Annotated in this window: 13 protein-coding genes; 6 read left to right on the top strand and 7 right to left on the bottom strand. The window is 71.1% G+C overall.

Annotated features, from left to right (window positions below):
* Nucleotides 1-27: 27 nt before the first annotated feature.
* The 3 genes from OG407_RS13020 to OG407_RS13010 all read right to left on the bottom strand — a co-directional run bounded on the left by OG407_RS13020 (nucleotide 28) and on the right by OG407_RS13010 (nucleotide 5,334).
* Nucleotides 28-1,725, bottom strand: a complete 1,698-nt coding sequence (locus OG407_RS13020) for a sulfite exporter TauE/SafE family protein (RefSeq protein WP_405857838.1) — start codon at nucleotides 1,723-1,725, stop codon at nucleotides 28-30.
* Nucleotides 1,722-3,671 carry a tetratricopeptide repeat protein gene (locus OG407_RS13015; RefSeq protein WP_405857836.1) on the bottom strand — a complete coding sequence of 650 codons (1,950 nt, stop codon included), beginning with the start codon at nucleotides 3,669-3,671 and terminating at the stop codon, nucleotides 1,722-1,724. Before OG407_RS13015 ends, OG407_RS13020 begins: the two co-directional genes overlap by 4 nt.
* Nucleotides 3,672-3,792: 121 nt before the next feature.
* Nucleotides 3,793-5,334 carry a DUF4331 domain-containing protein gene (locus OG407_RS13010; protein WP_403590373.1) on the bottom strand — a complete coding sequence of 514 codons (1,542 nt, stop codon included), beginning with the start codon at nucleotides 5,332-5,334 and terminating at the stop codon, nucleotides 3,793-3,795.
* A gap of 229 nt (nucleotides 5,335-5,563) precedes the next feature.
* Between OG407_RS13010 and OG407_RS13005 the strand changes: the two genes are divergently transcribed.
* The 3 genes from OG407_RS13005 (at nucleotide 5,564) to OG407_RS12995 (ending at nucleotide 7,335) form a co-directional block, all read left to right on the top strand.
* Nucleotides 5,564-6,106 (top strand): sigma-70 family RNA polymerase sigma factor, encoded by a 543-nt coding sequence (locus OG407_RS13005; protein WP_019059221.1) that lies wholly within the window; start codon nucleotides 5,564-5,566, stop codon nucleotides 6,104-6,106.
* Nucleotides 6,103-6,942: an anti-sigma factor domain-containing protein gene (locus tag OG407_RS13000; protein ID WP_405857834.1), complete on the top strand. Its 840-nt coding sequence runs from the start codon at nucleotides 6,103-6,105 to the stop codon at nucleotides 6,940-6,942. The genes OG407_RS13005 and OG407_RS13000 overlap by 4 nt, the downstream gene beginning before the upstream one ends.
* Before the next feature lie 126 nt (nucleotides 6,943-7,068).
* Nucleotides 7,069-7,335 (top strand): hypothetical protein, encoded by a 267-nt coding sequence (locus tag OG407_RS12995; RefSeq protein WP_033286328.1) that lies wholly within the window; start codon nucleotides 7,069-7,071, stop codon nucleotides 7,333-7,335.
* A 42-nt stretch (nucleotides 7,336-7,377) separates the two neighbouring features.
* Here OG407_RS12995 and OG407_RS12990 read toward each other — a convergent pair whose 3' ends face one another.
* Complete coding sequence (locus tag OG407_RS12990; RefSeq protein WP_405857832.1) at nucleotides 7,378-8,604, bottom strand: CaiB/BaiF CoA transferase family protein; 1,227 nt, start codon at nucleotides 8,602-8,604, stop codon at nucleotides 7,378-7,380.
* Nucleotides 8,605-8,687: 83 nt separating this feature from the next.
* Here OG407_RS12990 and OG407_RS12985 point away from each other — a divergent pair, with 83 nt between their 5' ends.
* The gene (locus OG407_RS12985; protein ID WP_405857830.1) at nucleotides 8,688-10,334 is read left to right on the top strand and encodes an amidohydrolase; all 1,647 of its coding nucleotides are present in this window, start codon (nucleotides 8,688-8,690) and stop codon (nucleotides 10,332-10,334) included.
* A 3-nt stretch (nucleotides 10,335-10,337) separates the two neighbouring features.
* Here OG407_RS12985 and OG407_RS12980 read toward each other — a convergent pair whose 3' ends face one another.
* From OG407_RS12980 to hmgA, 3 genes are all read right to left on the bottom strand, one after another.
* Nucleotides 10,338-11,504, bottom strand: coding sequence for a type ISP restriction/modification enzyme (locus tag OG407_RS12980; RefSeq protein ID WP_405857829.1), 1,167 nt, complete (start codon nucleotides 11,502-11,504; stop codon nucleotides 10,338-10,340).
* A gap of 12 nt (nucleotides 11,505-11,516) precedes the next feature.
* Nucleotides 11,517-12,269, bottom strand: coding sequence for a GntR family transcriptional regulator (locus OG407_RS12975; protein ID WP_405857827.1), 753 nt, complete (start codon nucleotides 12,267-12,269; stop codon nucleotides 11,517-11,519).
* 92 nt (nucleotides 12,270-12,361) lie between these two features.
* Nucleotides 12,362-13,678 carry a homogentisate 1,2-dioxygenase gene (gene hmgA / locus OG407_RS12970; RefSeq protein ID WP_405857825.1) on the bottom strand — a complete coding sequence of 439 codons (1,317 nt, stop codon included), beginning with the start codon at nucleotides 13,676-13,678 and terminating at the stop codon, nucleotides 12,362-12,364.
* A 181-nt stretch (nucleotides 13,679-13,859) separates the two neighbouring features.
* Between hmgA and OG407_RS12965 the strand changes: the two genes are divergently transcribed.
* On the top strand, nucleotides 13,860-14,435 hold the full coding sequence (locus tag OG407_RS12965; protein ID WP_405857823.1) for a hypothetical protein: 576 nt from the start codon (nucleotides 13,860-13,862) through the stop codon (nucleotides 14,433-14,435).
* A gap of 64 nt (nucleotides 14,436-14,499) precedes the next feature.
* On the top strand, nucleotides 14,500-15,117 hold the full coding sequence (locus OG407_RS12960; protein ID WP_019059207.1) for a TetR/AcrR family transcriptional regulator: 618 nt from the start codon (nucleotides 14,500-14,502) through the stop codon (nucleotides 15,115-15,117).
* Nucleotides 15,118-15,248: the final 131 nt, after the last annotated feature.

The following is a 15,248-nucleotide window of genomic DNA, read 5'->3' as shown; positions in this document are numbered from 1 at the left end:
GCCGGGCGAATTCTCGCCAAACGTAACTCAGCCGAGCGCTGATGCCGCCCCCTTGAGCACCAGTCCGACCCCGAGGGCCACGACGACGAACGCCGATCCCAGCGGCAGGGTACGGCGGACCAGGACCGCCATGGGGCTGATGGTCCAGCGGGGGCGCCGGTCCAGCACTCGGTTCATCCCTGTACCCAGCTTGACGACGGCGAATCCGGCGGCGGTGAGGGTGAGGGCGAGACCGACGCCGTACGCGACGACGAGCAGCAGCCCGAACCACGCCTGACCGAGCGCGGCGGCCCCCACGAGAACGACCACGGCGGACGGACTCGGCACGAGCCCGCCGGCGAAGCCGAGCAGGATCGTGCCGCGCACGGTGGGGGCGGTCTCGTGGGTGTGGGTGAAGCCGCCGTGCGTGTGTTCTACGGCGTGGTCGTGGTCGTGCGTGTGGCCATGGTCGTGGGGATGGGGGTGGTCATGGCCGTGGTCGTGGTCGTGAGTTTCGCCGTGCTCGTGGTCGTGACTGTGGGCGTGGTCGTCGTCGTGGCTGTGCGGGTGGGCCTCGGTGTGGGTGGACCCGGCCTCGGCGTGCGCGGAGACCAGGACCAGGGAGCGCTCGGGGGCCTTGGCGGTCTCGTGCCCGTGGGGGTGGGGATGCGGGTGGGGGTGTGAACTGGCTTGTGGGCGTGGGCGGTTGCGCCAGGCGCGGCGTACGAGGTTGGCGCCGGCGAAGAGGACCAGGACGCCGCTCGCGATGCCGAGCCAGGCGATCACCGAGGGGGTCGCGGCGGAGCCGGCCGTGACCAGGAGGCCCAGGGCGACCACGCCGAGGGTGTGGGTGACGGTGACCGAGGCGGCGAGCGGGAGGACGTCCTTGAGGCGGGCGCGACCGCCCCGCGCGGCAGCGGTGGCCGCCATCAGGGTCTTGCCGTGGCCGGGCGCGAGCGCGTGCATCGCGCCCAGGGCGATCGCGATGAGCAGGGCGAGGGCGGCGAAGCCGACGGTGAGGTGGTGGCGGGCCACCAGGTTGTTCAGGGCCTCCGTCCAGCGGTCGGCGCCGCGCGGCAGCACGGAGGCGGCGGGCGGTTCCGACGTGGACTGGTCGGCGTCGGTGAGCGCCGGGCCGCCGGGACGCGCGTGCAGGGACGCGGTCGTGGTGTCGTCGGGGGAGGAGAGCAAGTCCTTGGGATAGCTGGTGAGTTCGTGCGAGTTCGACTTCGTCGCCACGTTCGACTTCGTGAGCGTCATCCGGTCGGCGCGCGCGGTGATCTCCCGCCAGCCGGGCCCGGTGGTCAGCCCCGCGCTGTGGAAGCCCAGGGTGGCTGTCCTGCCCTTGGGCAGCGCGGCGGTCGAACCGCACTCCACCCGCAGGGTGTTGAGCCCGGCCTGCCCCGGCCGCAGCCGCGCGGTACTGCTGCCCGGCGTGAGGGCGACCGTACGGCCGTCGACGGTGACCTTGCTGCCCTCGGCGGCCTTGTCGCAGCGCTGCCGGGCCCACTCGGTCATGCCCAACCGCTTGATCTCCGGCTTGACCTGGGTCGCCGGGATCTCGGCGAGGTCCTCGATGTGCGTGACGCGCAGTTGGCCCGCGGCGACGACGAGACCGTCGTAGCGGTTGACGGTGAAGTTGCCGAGGGGGTGCGCGCTCGCGCTGGCCGTGGGGACCAGCAGGAGCGCGCTTGCGGCCGTGAGGACGGTCGCCGCGGAAGCCAACAGGCGGCGGACCGGCGTCACTTGGTCGCCTCCAACGCCTTACGGGCCTTGCTCGCGCCGAGCGGTGAGAAGCCCGGGTTCAGCTTCAGGGCCTTGGTCAGGTGGGCGCGGCCGTCCGCCTTGTGGCCGGTGGCGAGTTCGATCATGCCGAGGTGGTAGATGAACGAGGCGTTGTGGTAGTTGGTGGCCGTGGCCCGGCGGGCGTAGGGGAGGGCCTCCTTGTCGAGGCCGTTGACGTGCAGGGCCCAGGCGAGGGCGTCCGCGGTGTGCACGGTGTGGCGGCGGGCCCACTCGGCGCGGGCGGCCTTCAGGGCGGACTTGATGTTGCCGTGGTCGGCGGCGGCGAGCGCGGTGTCCAGGTCGGCGTTGACGCCGTTGGCGCGGGCCAGCGCGATCCAGGCGTCGACGAGGGCGTACTGGTCGTCGGCCTTGGCCTTGTCGCCCGCGGCGCCCCGGCTCTCGTACAACTCGCCGAGTTCCACGAGGGGTTGGGGCAGCGGGTAGCGGGAGACGACCAGTTCCATGCCCTTGATGGCCTCGGCGCGGTCGCCCAGGGCGGCCTGGGAGCGGGCGCGGCCCTCCAGCGCGGGGAGGTAGTTCTCGTCGGCGGCGAGGGCGCGGCCGTAGTCGTTCAGCGCGGTCTTGTAGTCGCCCTGGTTCCAGGCGAGTTGGCCGAGCGTGCCGGCCACGTACGAGATGTCGCCGGGGGAGGTGGCGGCGGCGAGGGCCTGCTCCAGGACCTTGCGGGCCGTGGTGACGTCACCGCGCAGCTCGTGCACGTACGCGTACCGGGTGAAGACCGGGACACCGGGCTTGCGGGCGTCGGCGAGGTCGGCGGCCTTCGACGCGTCGGCGTAGCGGCCGAGTTCGACGAGCGCGTCGATCCGCGAGCACAGGGCGCGCTCGCTGTACGGGTTCTCCTTCAGCACCTGGTCCGCGTAGGTCAGCGCCTCCGCGAACTCGTGCCGGGCGGCGGCGAGCGCGGCGCGGCCCTCCAGGGCGTTCTCGTTGCCGGGCGAGATCTTCAACGACCGCTGCAACGCGGCCTGCGCCTGCGGATACCGGGACGGGTCCCCCTTCGTCCGCGCCTGCTCCACATACGCCAGCCCGAGCGTCGCCCACCCGTCGAAGTCCTTGGGCTGCGTCCGCAGATGAGCCTGCAGCGAGGCGATACTCGCGTCGAGACTCCCACTGGCGAGCAACTCCGGCGACACGGCACTGGACGCGGCGATCCCGGTGGCACCGCTGTCCTTCGCCGCGCCGATGGCGATGGCCCCGGCGGTCATGGCCACGGCCAACAGGGCCGCGCATCCGGCGAGTTGGACGGTACGCCAGCGGCGGCTCGCGGCGGCCACTCGGCGGACGGCGGCGATGCGGTCGGCGTCAGCGGGGTGGGGGTGGGGGTGAGTGTGGGCTTCGTCGGGGGCCGCGTGGCTGTGGGGGGCGGTTGATCCGTCGTGGGTGTGGGGGGTGCCCGGCCCGTCGGTGTGATCGTGAGTGTGGGGGGCTCCCGGCCCGTCGGCATTGCCGTGGGTGTGGGAGGGGGCCGGTTCATCGGCTTTGCCCTGCGCGGGAGTTGGGGCCGTCTCGGCGCGGGCGTCGAGTTCAGTCTCGGAGGTCTCGGAGGTCTCGGAGGTCTCCGCGCCCGGGGCCTGCGGCTCCTCGCCGTGAACCGAGTTGTCGGCCGGTGCTGATTCCACCGTGGCCGCCGCGGCGGCTGTCTTCGGGGCGCCCGCGCCGTCCGGCCCGGCGGCGGAATCCGCGTCCCGTTCGCTTCCCGGCCCAGCGTCCGCCTCCCTGCTGGGCCCGCTCTCCCTACTGCGCCCGCCCTCCGACCCGGCGGTCACCTCTCCGTCGCCCGGCCCCCCGCCCTCGTCCCCCTGCTCCCACAGCCGTTCCCACTCCCGCTGGGTTGCCGTCGGCTGGTTGTCCTCCGGCGGCTTGTTGTTGGTTTCGCGCGGGGTCATGCCGTTCCTCCATCGCCTGGGGTGGTTCAAGTGCTGTGGTGCCGGGGGGTGTTGGTGCGTGGGGGTGGCGCGGCCCGCACCGTGGGGGAAGGTGAAGTGCGGGCCGCGCCAGTCGGGGGGTCTAGTACGCGCGGTGGGTCGGACGGCGGCGCCACCATGCGACGGCCGCGCCGATCAGGAGGACACCGGCGACACCCGAGGCCGCCGAGGCGACCATCAGCATCATGTTGTTGCTGTCGGAGGACGAACCCGCCGGCTGCAACGCGTCGCCCAGCTGGTTCTTGACGTCGCTGCCGCTGGTCGTGCCCTTGGCGAGCGGGCCGCGCGAACCCGAGGTCGGCTCGGCGACGTACGGGAAGTACTTCTCGAAGCCCTTGTCGTTCTTGTCGACCGCGTCGCCCAAGTCGTTCTTGGAACCGACCAGTTCACCCTCCATGACCTGGAGCGCGGAGTCGATCACGTCGTCGGTGAGCCGGCGCCCGTTCGGGAAGCCCGCGTTGTCGCCGTCCAGGACACCGAGGCGCTTGGGGTGCGCGGTCGGCGGGATCGACGTGTTCAGGCGCAGCATCTCCGACGGCTTCGCGTACGGCTGCTCGGTGTTGAGGCCCTTGACGCCGGTGAGGAACACGCTGACGAGGTCGTTGCGCGGCTCGCTCGGCGCCTTGATCTTGTAGATCGACTCGATGAGCTTCGGGATCTCGGGCTCGGTCACGTTCTTCAGGAACTGCGCGTCGTCCTTGGGCTGGGACGCGTTGAACTTGTCCTTGTCCTTCTGCGGGTTGACGACCTCGTTGACCAACGGGTTGCCCAGCCGCGAGACCTGCGTGTAGTAGCCCTGCGCGTTCTTGCGCTGCGTCGTGGAGTAAATACCCACGGTCGGGCGGGACTTGGACTGCCGGATCAGGTCGTTCGGCACCTGGAGGGCGATCGTGTTGACGTTGTAGCCCTTGAGGGTGTCGTTGCCGACCTCGCTCAGGTTGCCGCCGTAGAGCAGGTCGAAGACGCGCAGGTCCGCGAAGAACGGGTCGTCGGCCTGGCCCGCGAAGGTCGCGCCGCCGTTGGTCGTCTTGTAGATCGCCTGCGAGCGCAGCTTGGCGTAGTCCGGCATCGACGCGTCGCCGACGTCCGAGGGCGCCGCCGGGATGTCGTCGGCGATCTTCGTCTTGTAGACCGCCTTGCCCTTCTTGAGCTTGATCAGCTCGACGTCGTACGACTGCGTGATGTTGAGGTCGGGGTCGGTGAGGCTGGTCACCGGACCCGTGTTGTAGAGGAACGTCTTCTTGTTCTTGATCTGCGTGCTGAAGGTGTAGCGGAAGATGAAGTCGTCCAGCGCGTCACCGTTGTTGTCGATGTGCACGTCGTACTGGGCGTCGTCCGCGAACTGGTAGAAGTTCGGGCCGCCGGCGGGCTCCTCGAACGGTATCCAGTTCGCCACGATCGTCGTCGTGTCCGGCTTGTCCGGACTGACGAACGCGTACAGGTCCGTGTTGTCGTACTGCGGGGTCCCCGAGATGAGGGGAGCCTCCCGGTGGGAGGAGGCCGCGGCCACTCCCGGTTCCAGCGCGGCCGTACCGGCGGCTGCGAGCCCCCCGGCGGCCAGCGCGCCACATACGAGGGCCGCGAGCTTCCTGCGTCCCGCACCGCTCCTGGAGATAGGTGTCATGCCGTCCGTCCTCAGTGCCAACTTGCCTGACGCACCAGGATTCGGAGCAGGTGCCGGGGCGGATTGGTCAAACCTGAAAAGTTTTTTTGGCGCCTTCCAATCCGTCCCTTGACCCGCGTTTTGGGCGCGCTGATCCGTAACCCATCCGTAGAGGTGTTCGCTACGAACGCCTCGTGTGACGGGATGTGATGAGGGGATGGGCCGCGTGCGGTCGAAGAGTGGGGGACGGGTGGAGGCCGATGAGCTCCTGGTGCAGGTCGCGGCAGGTGATCAGCGGGCCTTCGAGGAGCTGTACGGACTGGTGTCCGGGCCGGTGTTCGGACTGGTGCGCCGCGTGGTGCGCGACCCGGCGCAGTCCGAGGAGGTGTCCCAGGAGGTGCTGTTGGAGATGTGGCGGTCCGCCGCCCGCTTCGACCCCGGCCGGGGCAGCGCCCTGTCCTGGGTCCTCACCCTCGCCCACCGCCGGGCCGTCGACCGGGTGCGCAGCGCCCGCGCGGCCGGCGAACGCGAGCAGCGCGAGGCCCGCCGCTCCCACCACCCCGCCTTCGACCAGGTGACCGAGGAGGTCGAGGCGGGCCTGGAACGGCAGTTGGTGCGCCGCTGCCTGGACCGCCTCACGGCGCTGCAACGGCAGTCCGTCACCCTCGCCTATTACGACGGCTATACGTACCGTGAAGTGGCCGAGCGGCTCTCGCTGCCGCTGGGCACGGTCAAGACCCGCATGCGTGACGGACTCACCCGGCTGCGCGACTGCCTGGGAGGTGTCGCATGAGCGTTCTCGCCCGACTGTTCGGCCGGGGGGATGTCCACTCGCTCGCGGCCCCCTACGCCCTGGACGCCCTGGAGCCCGCCGAGCGCCGCCAGTTCGAGAAACACCTCAGGGGCTGCGACCGCTGCGCCGAGGAGGTCCGCGCGCTGACCGAGGACGCGGTCCGGCTGGCCTGGTCCACGGCCGCCCAGCCGCCGCTCGCCATGCGCGACCGCGTGCTGGCCGCCGTACGGCAGACCCCGCAGGAACCCGGACCGCTGCGGGAACATGTGCGGGAACCACAGGCGCGGGAGTACACACCCCGGCTGCCGGCCCATGTGTGGGGCACACAGCCGCAGGCGTCGCGCGCCCGCGTGCCCCAACGGCGCCCGTTCTTCGTGCCGTTCGCCACCGCGACGGCCGCCGCCGCGCTCGTGGTGGCCTCGCTGTTCGTCGTGCAGGCGAACAAGACGCAGGACAAGCTGGACGCCGCGCAGGCGCAGTCGCGTGAGATCGCCCACGTTCTCGCGGCTCCCGACGCCCGGGCGACCACCGGCGCGGACACCGCGGGCCGGAGCATCGGCGTGATCGCCTCCGCCTCGGAGGGGCGCGCGGTCGTCACCCTGAGCGGGTACGGCGCACCCCCGAGCGGGCGCGTGCGTCAACTGTGGCTGATGCGCCCCAATGTGCAACCGCGCTCCCTCGGGCTCTTCAAGGACGACACGCCCTTGGTGACCACCGGACTCGACAAAACCGCAACATCACTCGCAGTGACCGTGGAGCCCGACGGAGGCTCAGCACAGCCCACAACGCAGCCAGTTGTCCAACTCGCCCTGAAATCGGTTGGATTCGGAGAGTAATCACGGAGGGGTCGTCAACACCCTTACGGGGAAGGTGAATCCTGAGACCTCGATACACGAGTGCTCGGTTGGGGCGATAGGGTTACCCTGCCCGGGCCGGGTGGACTCGTACGGGTGGGGAGTGACATGGAACAGATAGTGCGCAGCAGGGCAAGGGTCCCTGCGATCACGTGCGGGAGCAGCGCGACGAGTTCGCGCCTCGACCGCCATCTCTCGGTGCTGGGCGGCCCTGTCGTCCCGCAGCGCGAGACGGCAGAGGCGACCTCGCTGATGCGTGAGCTGACCTCGCGTGACACCACGCAGGAACGCAGCGCCACAGGTACCCGAGTGAGCCGCGTCAAGCTCTTCGCGCCACTGCGCAGGCTGCGCCGTTCGCTGTTCGGCGGGCGCTGAGCAACTCCTCGGCGTCCCCGGGGAGTTCCCGGGGGCCCGCGCTCAGGCGACCACACCGTCCCGGCGCAGTGCTGCGATCTCTACGTCCGCCATCCCCACGGCACGCAGCAGCGCCACGGAGTGCTCCCCGAGCGCGGGCACGTCGCCCATCCGCGCCTCGCCTCCGCCCGGCAAGGTGATGGGCGGCAGCAGCGCCCGCAGCGGCCCGACCGGCGAACCCACCTCCCGCCACCGCTCCCGGGCCGCCAACTGCGGGTGCTCCGCCAGCTGTTGTACGTCCCTGAGCCGCGCGCAGGCCACACCGGCGCGCTCCAGCAGCCCCACGGCCTCGTCGGCGCCGAACCCACCCAGCGCCGCACCGACGAGGGCGTCGGTGCGTTCGCGGTTCACGACCCGCGCGGCATTGGTGGCGAAGTCGGGATCACTCCCCAACTCCGGCCGCCGGATGACCTGTTCGGCCAGCCGCCGCCACTCCCGGTCGTTCTGTACCGACAACAGCACCCGCCCGCCGTCCGCCGTGGGATAGGCGTCGTACGGCGCGATGACGGCGTGCGCAAGTCCCGTGCGCGCCGGGGGAGTTCCACCGTGCATCGCGTGATGCAACGGATGCCCCATCCATTCCGCGAGCGCGTCCAGCATCGACACCTCGACCGGCCCACCGCGCCCGCTCACACCCCGGCGCACGAGCGCCGCTAGCACACCGGAGAAGGCGTACATGGCCGCCGCGATGTCGGCGGCCGGAATTCCCGCCTTCACGGGCTGCTCCGGCGTCCCGGTCACCGACACCAGCCCCGCCTCGCACTGCACGAGCATGTCGTAGGCCCGCTTGCCGGCGTACGGGCCGCTCGGGCCGTACCCGGAGATGTCCACGGCGACGAGCCGAGGATGCGCCGCGCACAGCGTCGCCGCGTCCAGCCCCAGCCGCGCCGCTGCTCCGTGCGCGAGATTCTGTACGAACACGTCGGCACCGGCGACGAGTTGACGTACGACGTCCAGCCCGCGCGGATCCTTCAGATCCAGCGCGATGGACTCCTTGCCCCGGTTGCACCACACGAAATGCGAGGCCAGACCGCCCGCCGCCGTGTCGTAACCACGTGCGAAGTCACCCCCGTCGATCCGCTCGACCTTGATCACCCGGGCGCCGAGATCGGCGAGTTGGCGGGTGGCGAAGGGGGCGGCGACGGCCTGCTCGACGGCGACGACGGTGATGCCCTCCAGGGGGAGGGGCTGGCGCGGGGGCGTGGGCAAGGGCTCCATGCCGGGGATCATGTCCCGGGCCTGACACCTTTGTCATGTGGGGAGCATGATGCGTATGGCTGATGCACCGATCCTCGCCGCTCCCGGAGGCGCACGTGTGTGACCCCCACGACCAGCACGAACACGAGACGACGACCGCCACCGACCCGGTGATGGCGGCCTCCGCCCATGCCACCGCGCCCACCTACGTCCCGCCCGCGGGCCTGGCCCGGGACAGCCCCGCCAAGACGGCCGCGCTGGACTGGATCGCGGAGCACACGGACCGGATCACCGGCCTCAACTCCGAGATCTGGGAGCACGCCGAACTCAGCCTGCGCGAGTGGAAGTCGTCGCTCGCCGAGGCCGCCTTCCTCGAACAGGCCGGATTCCAGGTCGAGTTCGGCACAGCCGGCTTCCCCACGGCTTTCACCGCGACCTTCTCCCACGGCACCGGCGGCCCCGTCCTCGGCTTCAGCGGCGAGTACGACGCGCTGCCGGGCCTCTCCCAGCACAGCGGCGTCGGCCACCACGACCCGCGCGAGTACGTCCACGACCCCTTCGCACCCGGCTACGGCCCCGGACACGGCTGCGGCCACTGCGCCCTCGGTACGGCGGCGGCAGCGGCCGCGGCGGCCGTGGCGCAGGCCGCGCGACGCCACCAACTCCCCGTCACCGTCAGGTTCTTCGGCTCGACCGCCGAGGAGAACCTGATCGGCAAGACCTACGCGGTCAGCCAGGGCGTCTACGACGGCCTCGACGCCTTCCTCGACTGGCACCCCTCGACCTCCAACGCCACCGGCTGGGGCACCAGCACCGCGATGACGGCGGTGACCTTCACCTTCCTTGGCGTCGCCGGTCACGGCGGCCACGCGCTCGGCAACAAGAGCGCGTTGGACGCGGCCGTGATGATGGCGACCCTCTCCGAGTTCCTCCGCGAGGAGAACCTGGCGCCGAGCGGACGCCTCCACTGGGTGATCAACAACGGCGGTGACATCCCGAACGTCACCCCCGAGATCGCGGAGATCAGTTACTACGTCCGCGAGGGCAGCCCCGCCCGCGTCCAGGTCCTCCTCGACAAGGTGATCGCCGTCTCCGAGGCGGCGGCGAAGGCATCGCAGACGTCGGTACGGCACCGCATCACCGCCGCCTGCTGGAACCAACTCCCGTCCCGGGCCTTCGCGGAGCTGATGTACGACAACATGCGTCAGCTCGGCCCGCCCGAATTCACCGAGGAGGCGCAGCAGTTGGCGCGGGACCTCCAGGAGTCGCTCGGGCTGCCGCAGCAGGGCCTGCACACCGAGATCGCCGAACTCACCCCGCCCAACCCCGTGTTCATGGGCGGCGGCTCGACGGACGTCGCCGACATCAGCTGGAACGTGCCGACCGTCTCCATGGGCGCCGCCCTCGCCCCCATCGGGAGCAAACTGCACACCTGGGCCCTCACGTCCTGCGCGGCGTCGGCACCCGGCCGGGCGACCGTCATCGCCGCCGCCCGCTACCTCACGGCGACGGCGATCGACCTCCTCACCCAGCCGGAACAACTCAGGGTGATCAAGGACGAGTTCAAGCGGCGTACGCAGGGCGTCACATGGCGGACCGCCCTGCCCGACGGCTACGAACCGCCCATGTACGAACCCCCGGAGTGGTTCCTGGAGCGGACCGGCCAGACCTGGCCACCGGACAACATCACCTGGCCGCCCCAACGAGTGGTGTCCCAGGAGAAGTTCTCGTCACTGGGGCCAGAACTGCCGCCTCAGTGGTAGCGGTCAGATCAAGGCGAACTGGCCCTCCGGGCCCTCTTCGTGGTGGTCAAGGACCGATGCCGGGTGCCGGGTCCACTCCGGCACCGGAAGGACGCCCGCCTTGCGCAGCTCCCCCGCCGTGATCTGGTCCGTCACCTCCAACTCCTCCTGCTGTGGGCGCAGTTCCGCCAGCAGTGCCAGGACGGTGATCAGCTCCAACAGCTCCGACGTCCAGGTCTGCTGCCAGGTACCCGGACGGATCGCCGCCAGGGTGCCCGGATCGGCTTCCGCCGTGCGGGAGTTGAACCACTGCTCCAGTACCCGTACTCCGCTCACCTCGAAGTCCCAGGACTCGGGTGGTACCGGGGAGATGCGGCCCTCGTCGAGGTGGAGGGTCTCCTCGTCGCGGTCGTAGTGGAGGGTGAGGGGGAGGGGTGGCAGCGGGGCGCGGACGTAGGGGCGTCGGCCGCCGGGGAGTTTGGGGCGGTCGCCGTTGCGGCGCATCAGCCAGAGGAGGCGGTGGCCCAACTCGACGCCGCGTGCCCAGAGTCCGGGGTCCCGGGTCAGGGGCACGGTCGGGCCGGGGCGGGCCGTCGTCACCGTCCAGGCGAGGACGTCCGCCGGGGTGGGGGTGTGGCCCAGGTGGGTGGCGAGGTGGGGCAGCAGGCCCGGGGCCAGGTTCGGTTCCTCGGCCGCGGGGCGGCGGTAGAGGGGGCGGACGCGGCCGGGGCGGAGCAGGGGGAGGATCGAGGACGCGAGCAGGAACGGGCCGGAGGTGCCGGGGACGACCGGGGTCTCCACCACGAAGATCTGGCGTTCGTCCGCCACCCGCCACAACTCCGGGCGGGCCGCGTCGATCAGACGGTGGTCGGGGATCAGCCACTGCTCGTCGAAGGGGCCGTGCAGGACGCGGACCGGTTCCGGGCAGGGGCCCGTGGCGCGGACCAGCTTCTCCGTGCCGCTGGGCTGACCGGGGAGCTGGGACACCGCCGAGTGCAGCGTGCGTGAGCGGGTCGGCTCGAACAGGGTTTCCCGGTCGGGGACTTCGGCCTTCACCAGGGCGTCCCAGCGCGCTTTCAGGGTTGCCGCGTCAGGTGCCGTCGGCCACCCCCGGCCGAGCCGGATCGGTGCGACGGACCACGGCATGAGGTCCGCGAGCAGCGGAGCGTCGTCGTGCGTCACGCTGGGCATCGTACGACGACGTCAGTTCGCGGCGTCGAGGGTGACCGAGAAGGAGAACCGGTCGCCTCGGTAATGGATGACTGCCACGTCCAGGACCCTGCCCTGTGTGTCGTAGGTGATGCCCGTGTAGTGCAGGATCGGGCTGAGGAGCGGGACCTGGAGGAGGCGGGCGGTCTCCGGGTCGGCGAGGCGGGCCTCCACGGTGTCCGTGATGCGGCTGATGTCCGCGCCCACGACGTCCCGCAGGACCTTGGTCATCGGCCAGCGGATGAGGTCGTCCAGGTCGAGGCGGTCGGCCAGTTCGGGGCGGATGTGGTTGCGGGCGTGGTTCGTCGGCTCGCCGGTCTTCTCGTCGCTGCGGAGGCGGTGGTACGTCGCCACCTCGGTCAAGTCCGGGAAGTGGTCGGTGAGTTCGGGGGGCACCGGCGCCTTGCCGTGGTCCAGGAGTTCCGTCGTCATGCCGGACTGCTGGGCGACGATCGCGTCCACCGAGCCCAACAGCCGTACCGGGGTGGCCCGCTGGACGTCCGGCTCGATGAACGTGCCCCGGCGGCGGTGCCGGGTGATCAGGCCCTCGTCCTCCAGTTCCTTCAGCGCCTGCCGCATGGTGAGCACGCTGACGCCGTAGTGCCCCGCGAGTTGCTCCTCCGTGGGCAGCCGCAGCGGGTCCCGGGGCGAGCGGCCGAGTATCGAGGCGCGCAGGGACTGCGACACCTGGTACCAGAGCGGCAGCTTGCGGTTCAGGACGATCGAGTCCGGGGCGAAGGAGGTCACGGGGCCATCCGTACCGGTAGGGAGGCATCGGTGCAAGGGACGAGAACCGGTGGGGAGTTGTCGGTGTGCGGGGTGCCGGTCGGCGGCGAGGGTCAGTGCGAGGGGCGGAAGTGGCGTTGCAGGCCCTGCCACACGCCGTCGTAGCCCTGCTGGAGGTGCTCGGCGTGCGCCGCCTGGGCCGTCGCGGTCACCGGCCACCGGGTCTCGAACATGAACGCCAGGCCGTCGTCGATCTTCTGCGGGCGCAGTTCGGCGGAGCTGGCGCGGTCGAAGGTCTCCCGGTCCGGGCCGTGCGCCGACATCATGTTGTGCAGCGAGCCGCCGCCCGGCACGAAGCCCTCGGCCTTGGCGTCGTAGGCACCCTCGATGAGCCCCATGTACTCGCTCATCACGTTCCGGTGGAAGTACGGCGGCCGGAACGTGTCCTCGCCCACCAGCCAGCGCGGCGCGAACACCACGAAGTCCACACCGGCCAGGCCAGGGGTGTCCGACGGGGACGTCAGGACGGTGAAGATCGACGGGTCGGGGTGGTCGTAGGAGATGGAGCCGAGCACATTGAACCGGCGCAGGTCGTAGGCGTACGGCACATGGTTGCCGTGCCAGGCGACGACATCGAGGGGGGAGTGGTCGTAGGTCGCCGTCCAGAGGTTGCCGCAGAACTTGTTCACCACCTCGACCGGGCCCTCGACGTCCTCGTACGCGGCGACCGGTGCCCGGAAGTCCCGCGCGTTGGCGAGGCCGTTGGCGCCGATCGGGCCGAGGTCGGGGAGGTGGAAGGGTGCCCCATAGTTCTCGCACACATATCCGCGGGCTGAGGCATCCAGCAGCTCCACACGGAAGCGCACCCCACGAGGGATCAACGCCACGTGTCCCGGCTCCACATGGAGGAGCCCGAACTCCGTGCGCAGCAGCAGCCCGCCGCGCTCCGGGACGATCAGCAGCTCGCCGTCCGCGTCGCTGAAGACACGGTCCATCGAAGCGTCGGCGTGGTAGAGGTGCACGGCCATGCCGGTGCGCTGGGTCGCGTCGCCGTTGCCGCCCAGGGTCCACAGGCCGGCCAGGAAGTCGGTGCCGGGGGTGGGGGCGGGGAGCGGGTTCCAGCGCAGGCGGTTCGGGTCGGGCGCCGTCTCCGTGAAGGGCGCCGTACGGATGGAGCCGTTGTCGGCGCGGGTGAACGCGGGGTGCGCGGCCGAGGGGCGGACGCGGTACAGCCACGAGCGCCGGTTGTGCGCCCTCGGCTCGGTGAACGCCGTACCGCTGAGCTGCTCGGCGTAGAGGCCGAGCGGTGCGCGCTGCGGGGCGTTGCGGCCCTCGGGCAGGGCGCCCGGCACCGCCTCCGAGCTGTGTTCGTTGCCGAAACCGGTGAGGTAGGTCAGTCCCTCGGCGGTCTTGCGTGCGTCCCCGCTCATGCCTGCTCCCTGCCGTCTGATTCCTATGTAACACCGTAGGATTGCGGTTTCGCGGGCGCAAGGGGGAGGGGAGCGGTCGGCCGGAAAGAGGAGGGTGCGGCCGGAAAATCCGACTCACGGAGACCAAGAACCAGCCTCCAGGGGGATCCGGCTGTCGGACCGGTGTTCTACTCTCCCCCGCATGTCGTGGTCGCGCGCTGTTCTCACCGCGCTCGCGGTCTGTGCCCTGCTGCTGGCCGGATCGGCGGGCTGCGGCTCCGGCGATGCCCATGCGGGGAAGGGTGACCGGGTGTCGCCGTCGCCGGTGGGCAAGGTGCTCGACAACACGGACGGGCAGGGCCGGCACTACCGCGAAGTGGACAAGAAGGGCGCGCCGGAGGTCGGCATCGAGGTGGAGCCCGACGCCGCGGACGACAGCTGGGACGTCACGCTGACCGTGCACGACTTCCGCTTCTCGCCCGCCGGCGTGAAGCCGGTCGCGGTCGCGGGCCGGGGAACCGTCCGCCTCCTCGTTGACGGCCGCACCGTCGCGCGGCTCCGCGTCCCCGAATACCACCTCGCGGCCGACCTCGTCCCGCACGGCACCCACCACGTCACCGCGCGCCTCTACGCCGACGACGGCACGGTGTGGGCCGTGCACGGCAAACCGGTGCAGAGCACGGCGGACATCACGGAGTCGGCGCCCCAGGCCACGCCCGACGGCAGCAAGGTCTCCAGTTCCAGTTCCAGCTCCACACCGGTGCAGGGGTCGAAATGAGTGCTACGGACACCCAATTCCGTACTCAGGTACGAGCTTCACCTGGCCGCGGCGGAAAGGCATCATGAAGCCCGTGCCCCACACGACATCGCTCCGGCGTGCGCCCGTGCAGCGGCGGAGCGCCGAACGGCTGACCAGGATTCTCGACGCCTGCGCCGACCTGCTCGACGAGGTCGGCTACGACGCGCTGAGCACCCGGGCGGTGGCCCTGCGCGCCGGCGTGCCCATCGGCTCGGTCTACCGCTTCTTCGGGAACAAGCGCGCGATGGCCGACGCGCTGGCCCAGCGGAACCTGGAGCGGTACACGGAGCGGGTCACCGAGCGCCTCAAGGAGTCCGGCGCCGAGGGCTGGCGGACGGCGGTGGACGCCGTCCTGGACGAGTACCTCGCGATGAAGCGCACCGCGCCCGGCTTCTCCCTCGTCGACTTCGGCAACCAGATCCCCATCGGCTCGGGCCACGCGGAACCCAACATCCGCGTCGCCGACCGCCTCACCGACCTCCTCTCCGGCTACCTCGCCCGCGAGCCCGACGAAGACCTCCGCCGCACCTTCCTCATCGCCGTGGAAACTGCCGACGCCCTCGTCCACCTGGCGTTCCGGGTCGCCCCGGAGGGCGACGAGAAGGTCATCGGCGAGACGCGGGAGTTGCTACGGGCGTATCTGGCACGGGTACTGGACTGACCGGCGGCCGGGCGGCTCGCCCCTGCCCGGGTCCTGGACCGACCGGCGGTCCGACGTCCACGTGCGGCGGGTTTCCGACCTCACCCCCATCACCCCCTCGCCACCTCCCATACCGCTCGGTATGCTCGCCG

Origin of the sequence: Streptomyces sp. NBC_01515 (assembly GCF_045040345.1) — a bacterium.
GTDB lineage: Bacteria > Actinomycetota > Actinomycetes > Streptomycetales > Streptomycetaceae > Streptomyces.
The sequence above is the reverse complement of the archived record's forward strand: the minus strand, read 5'-3'. Positions and strand labels throughout refer to the sequence as shown.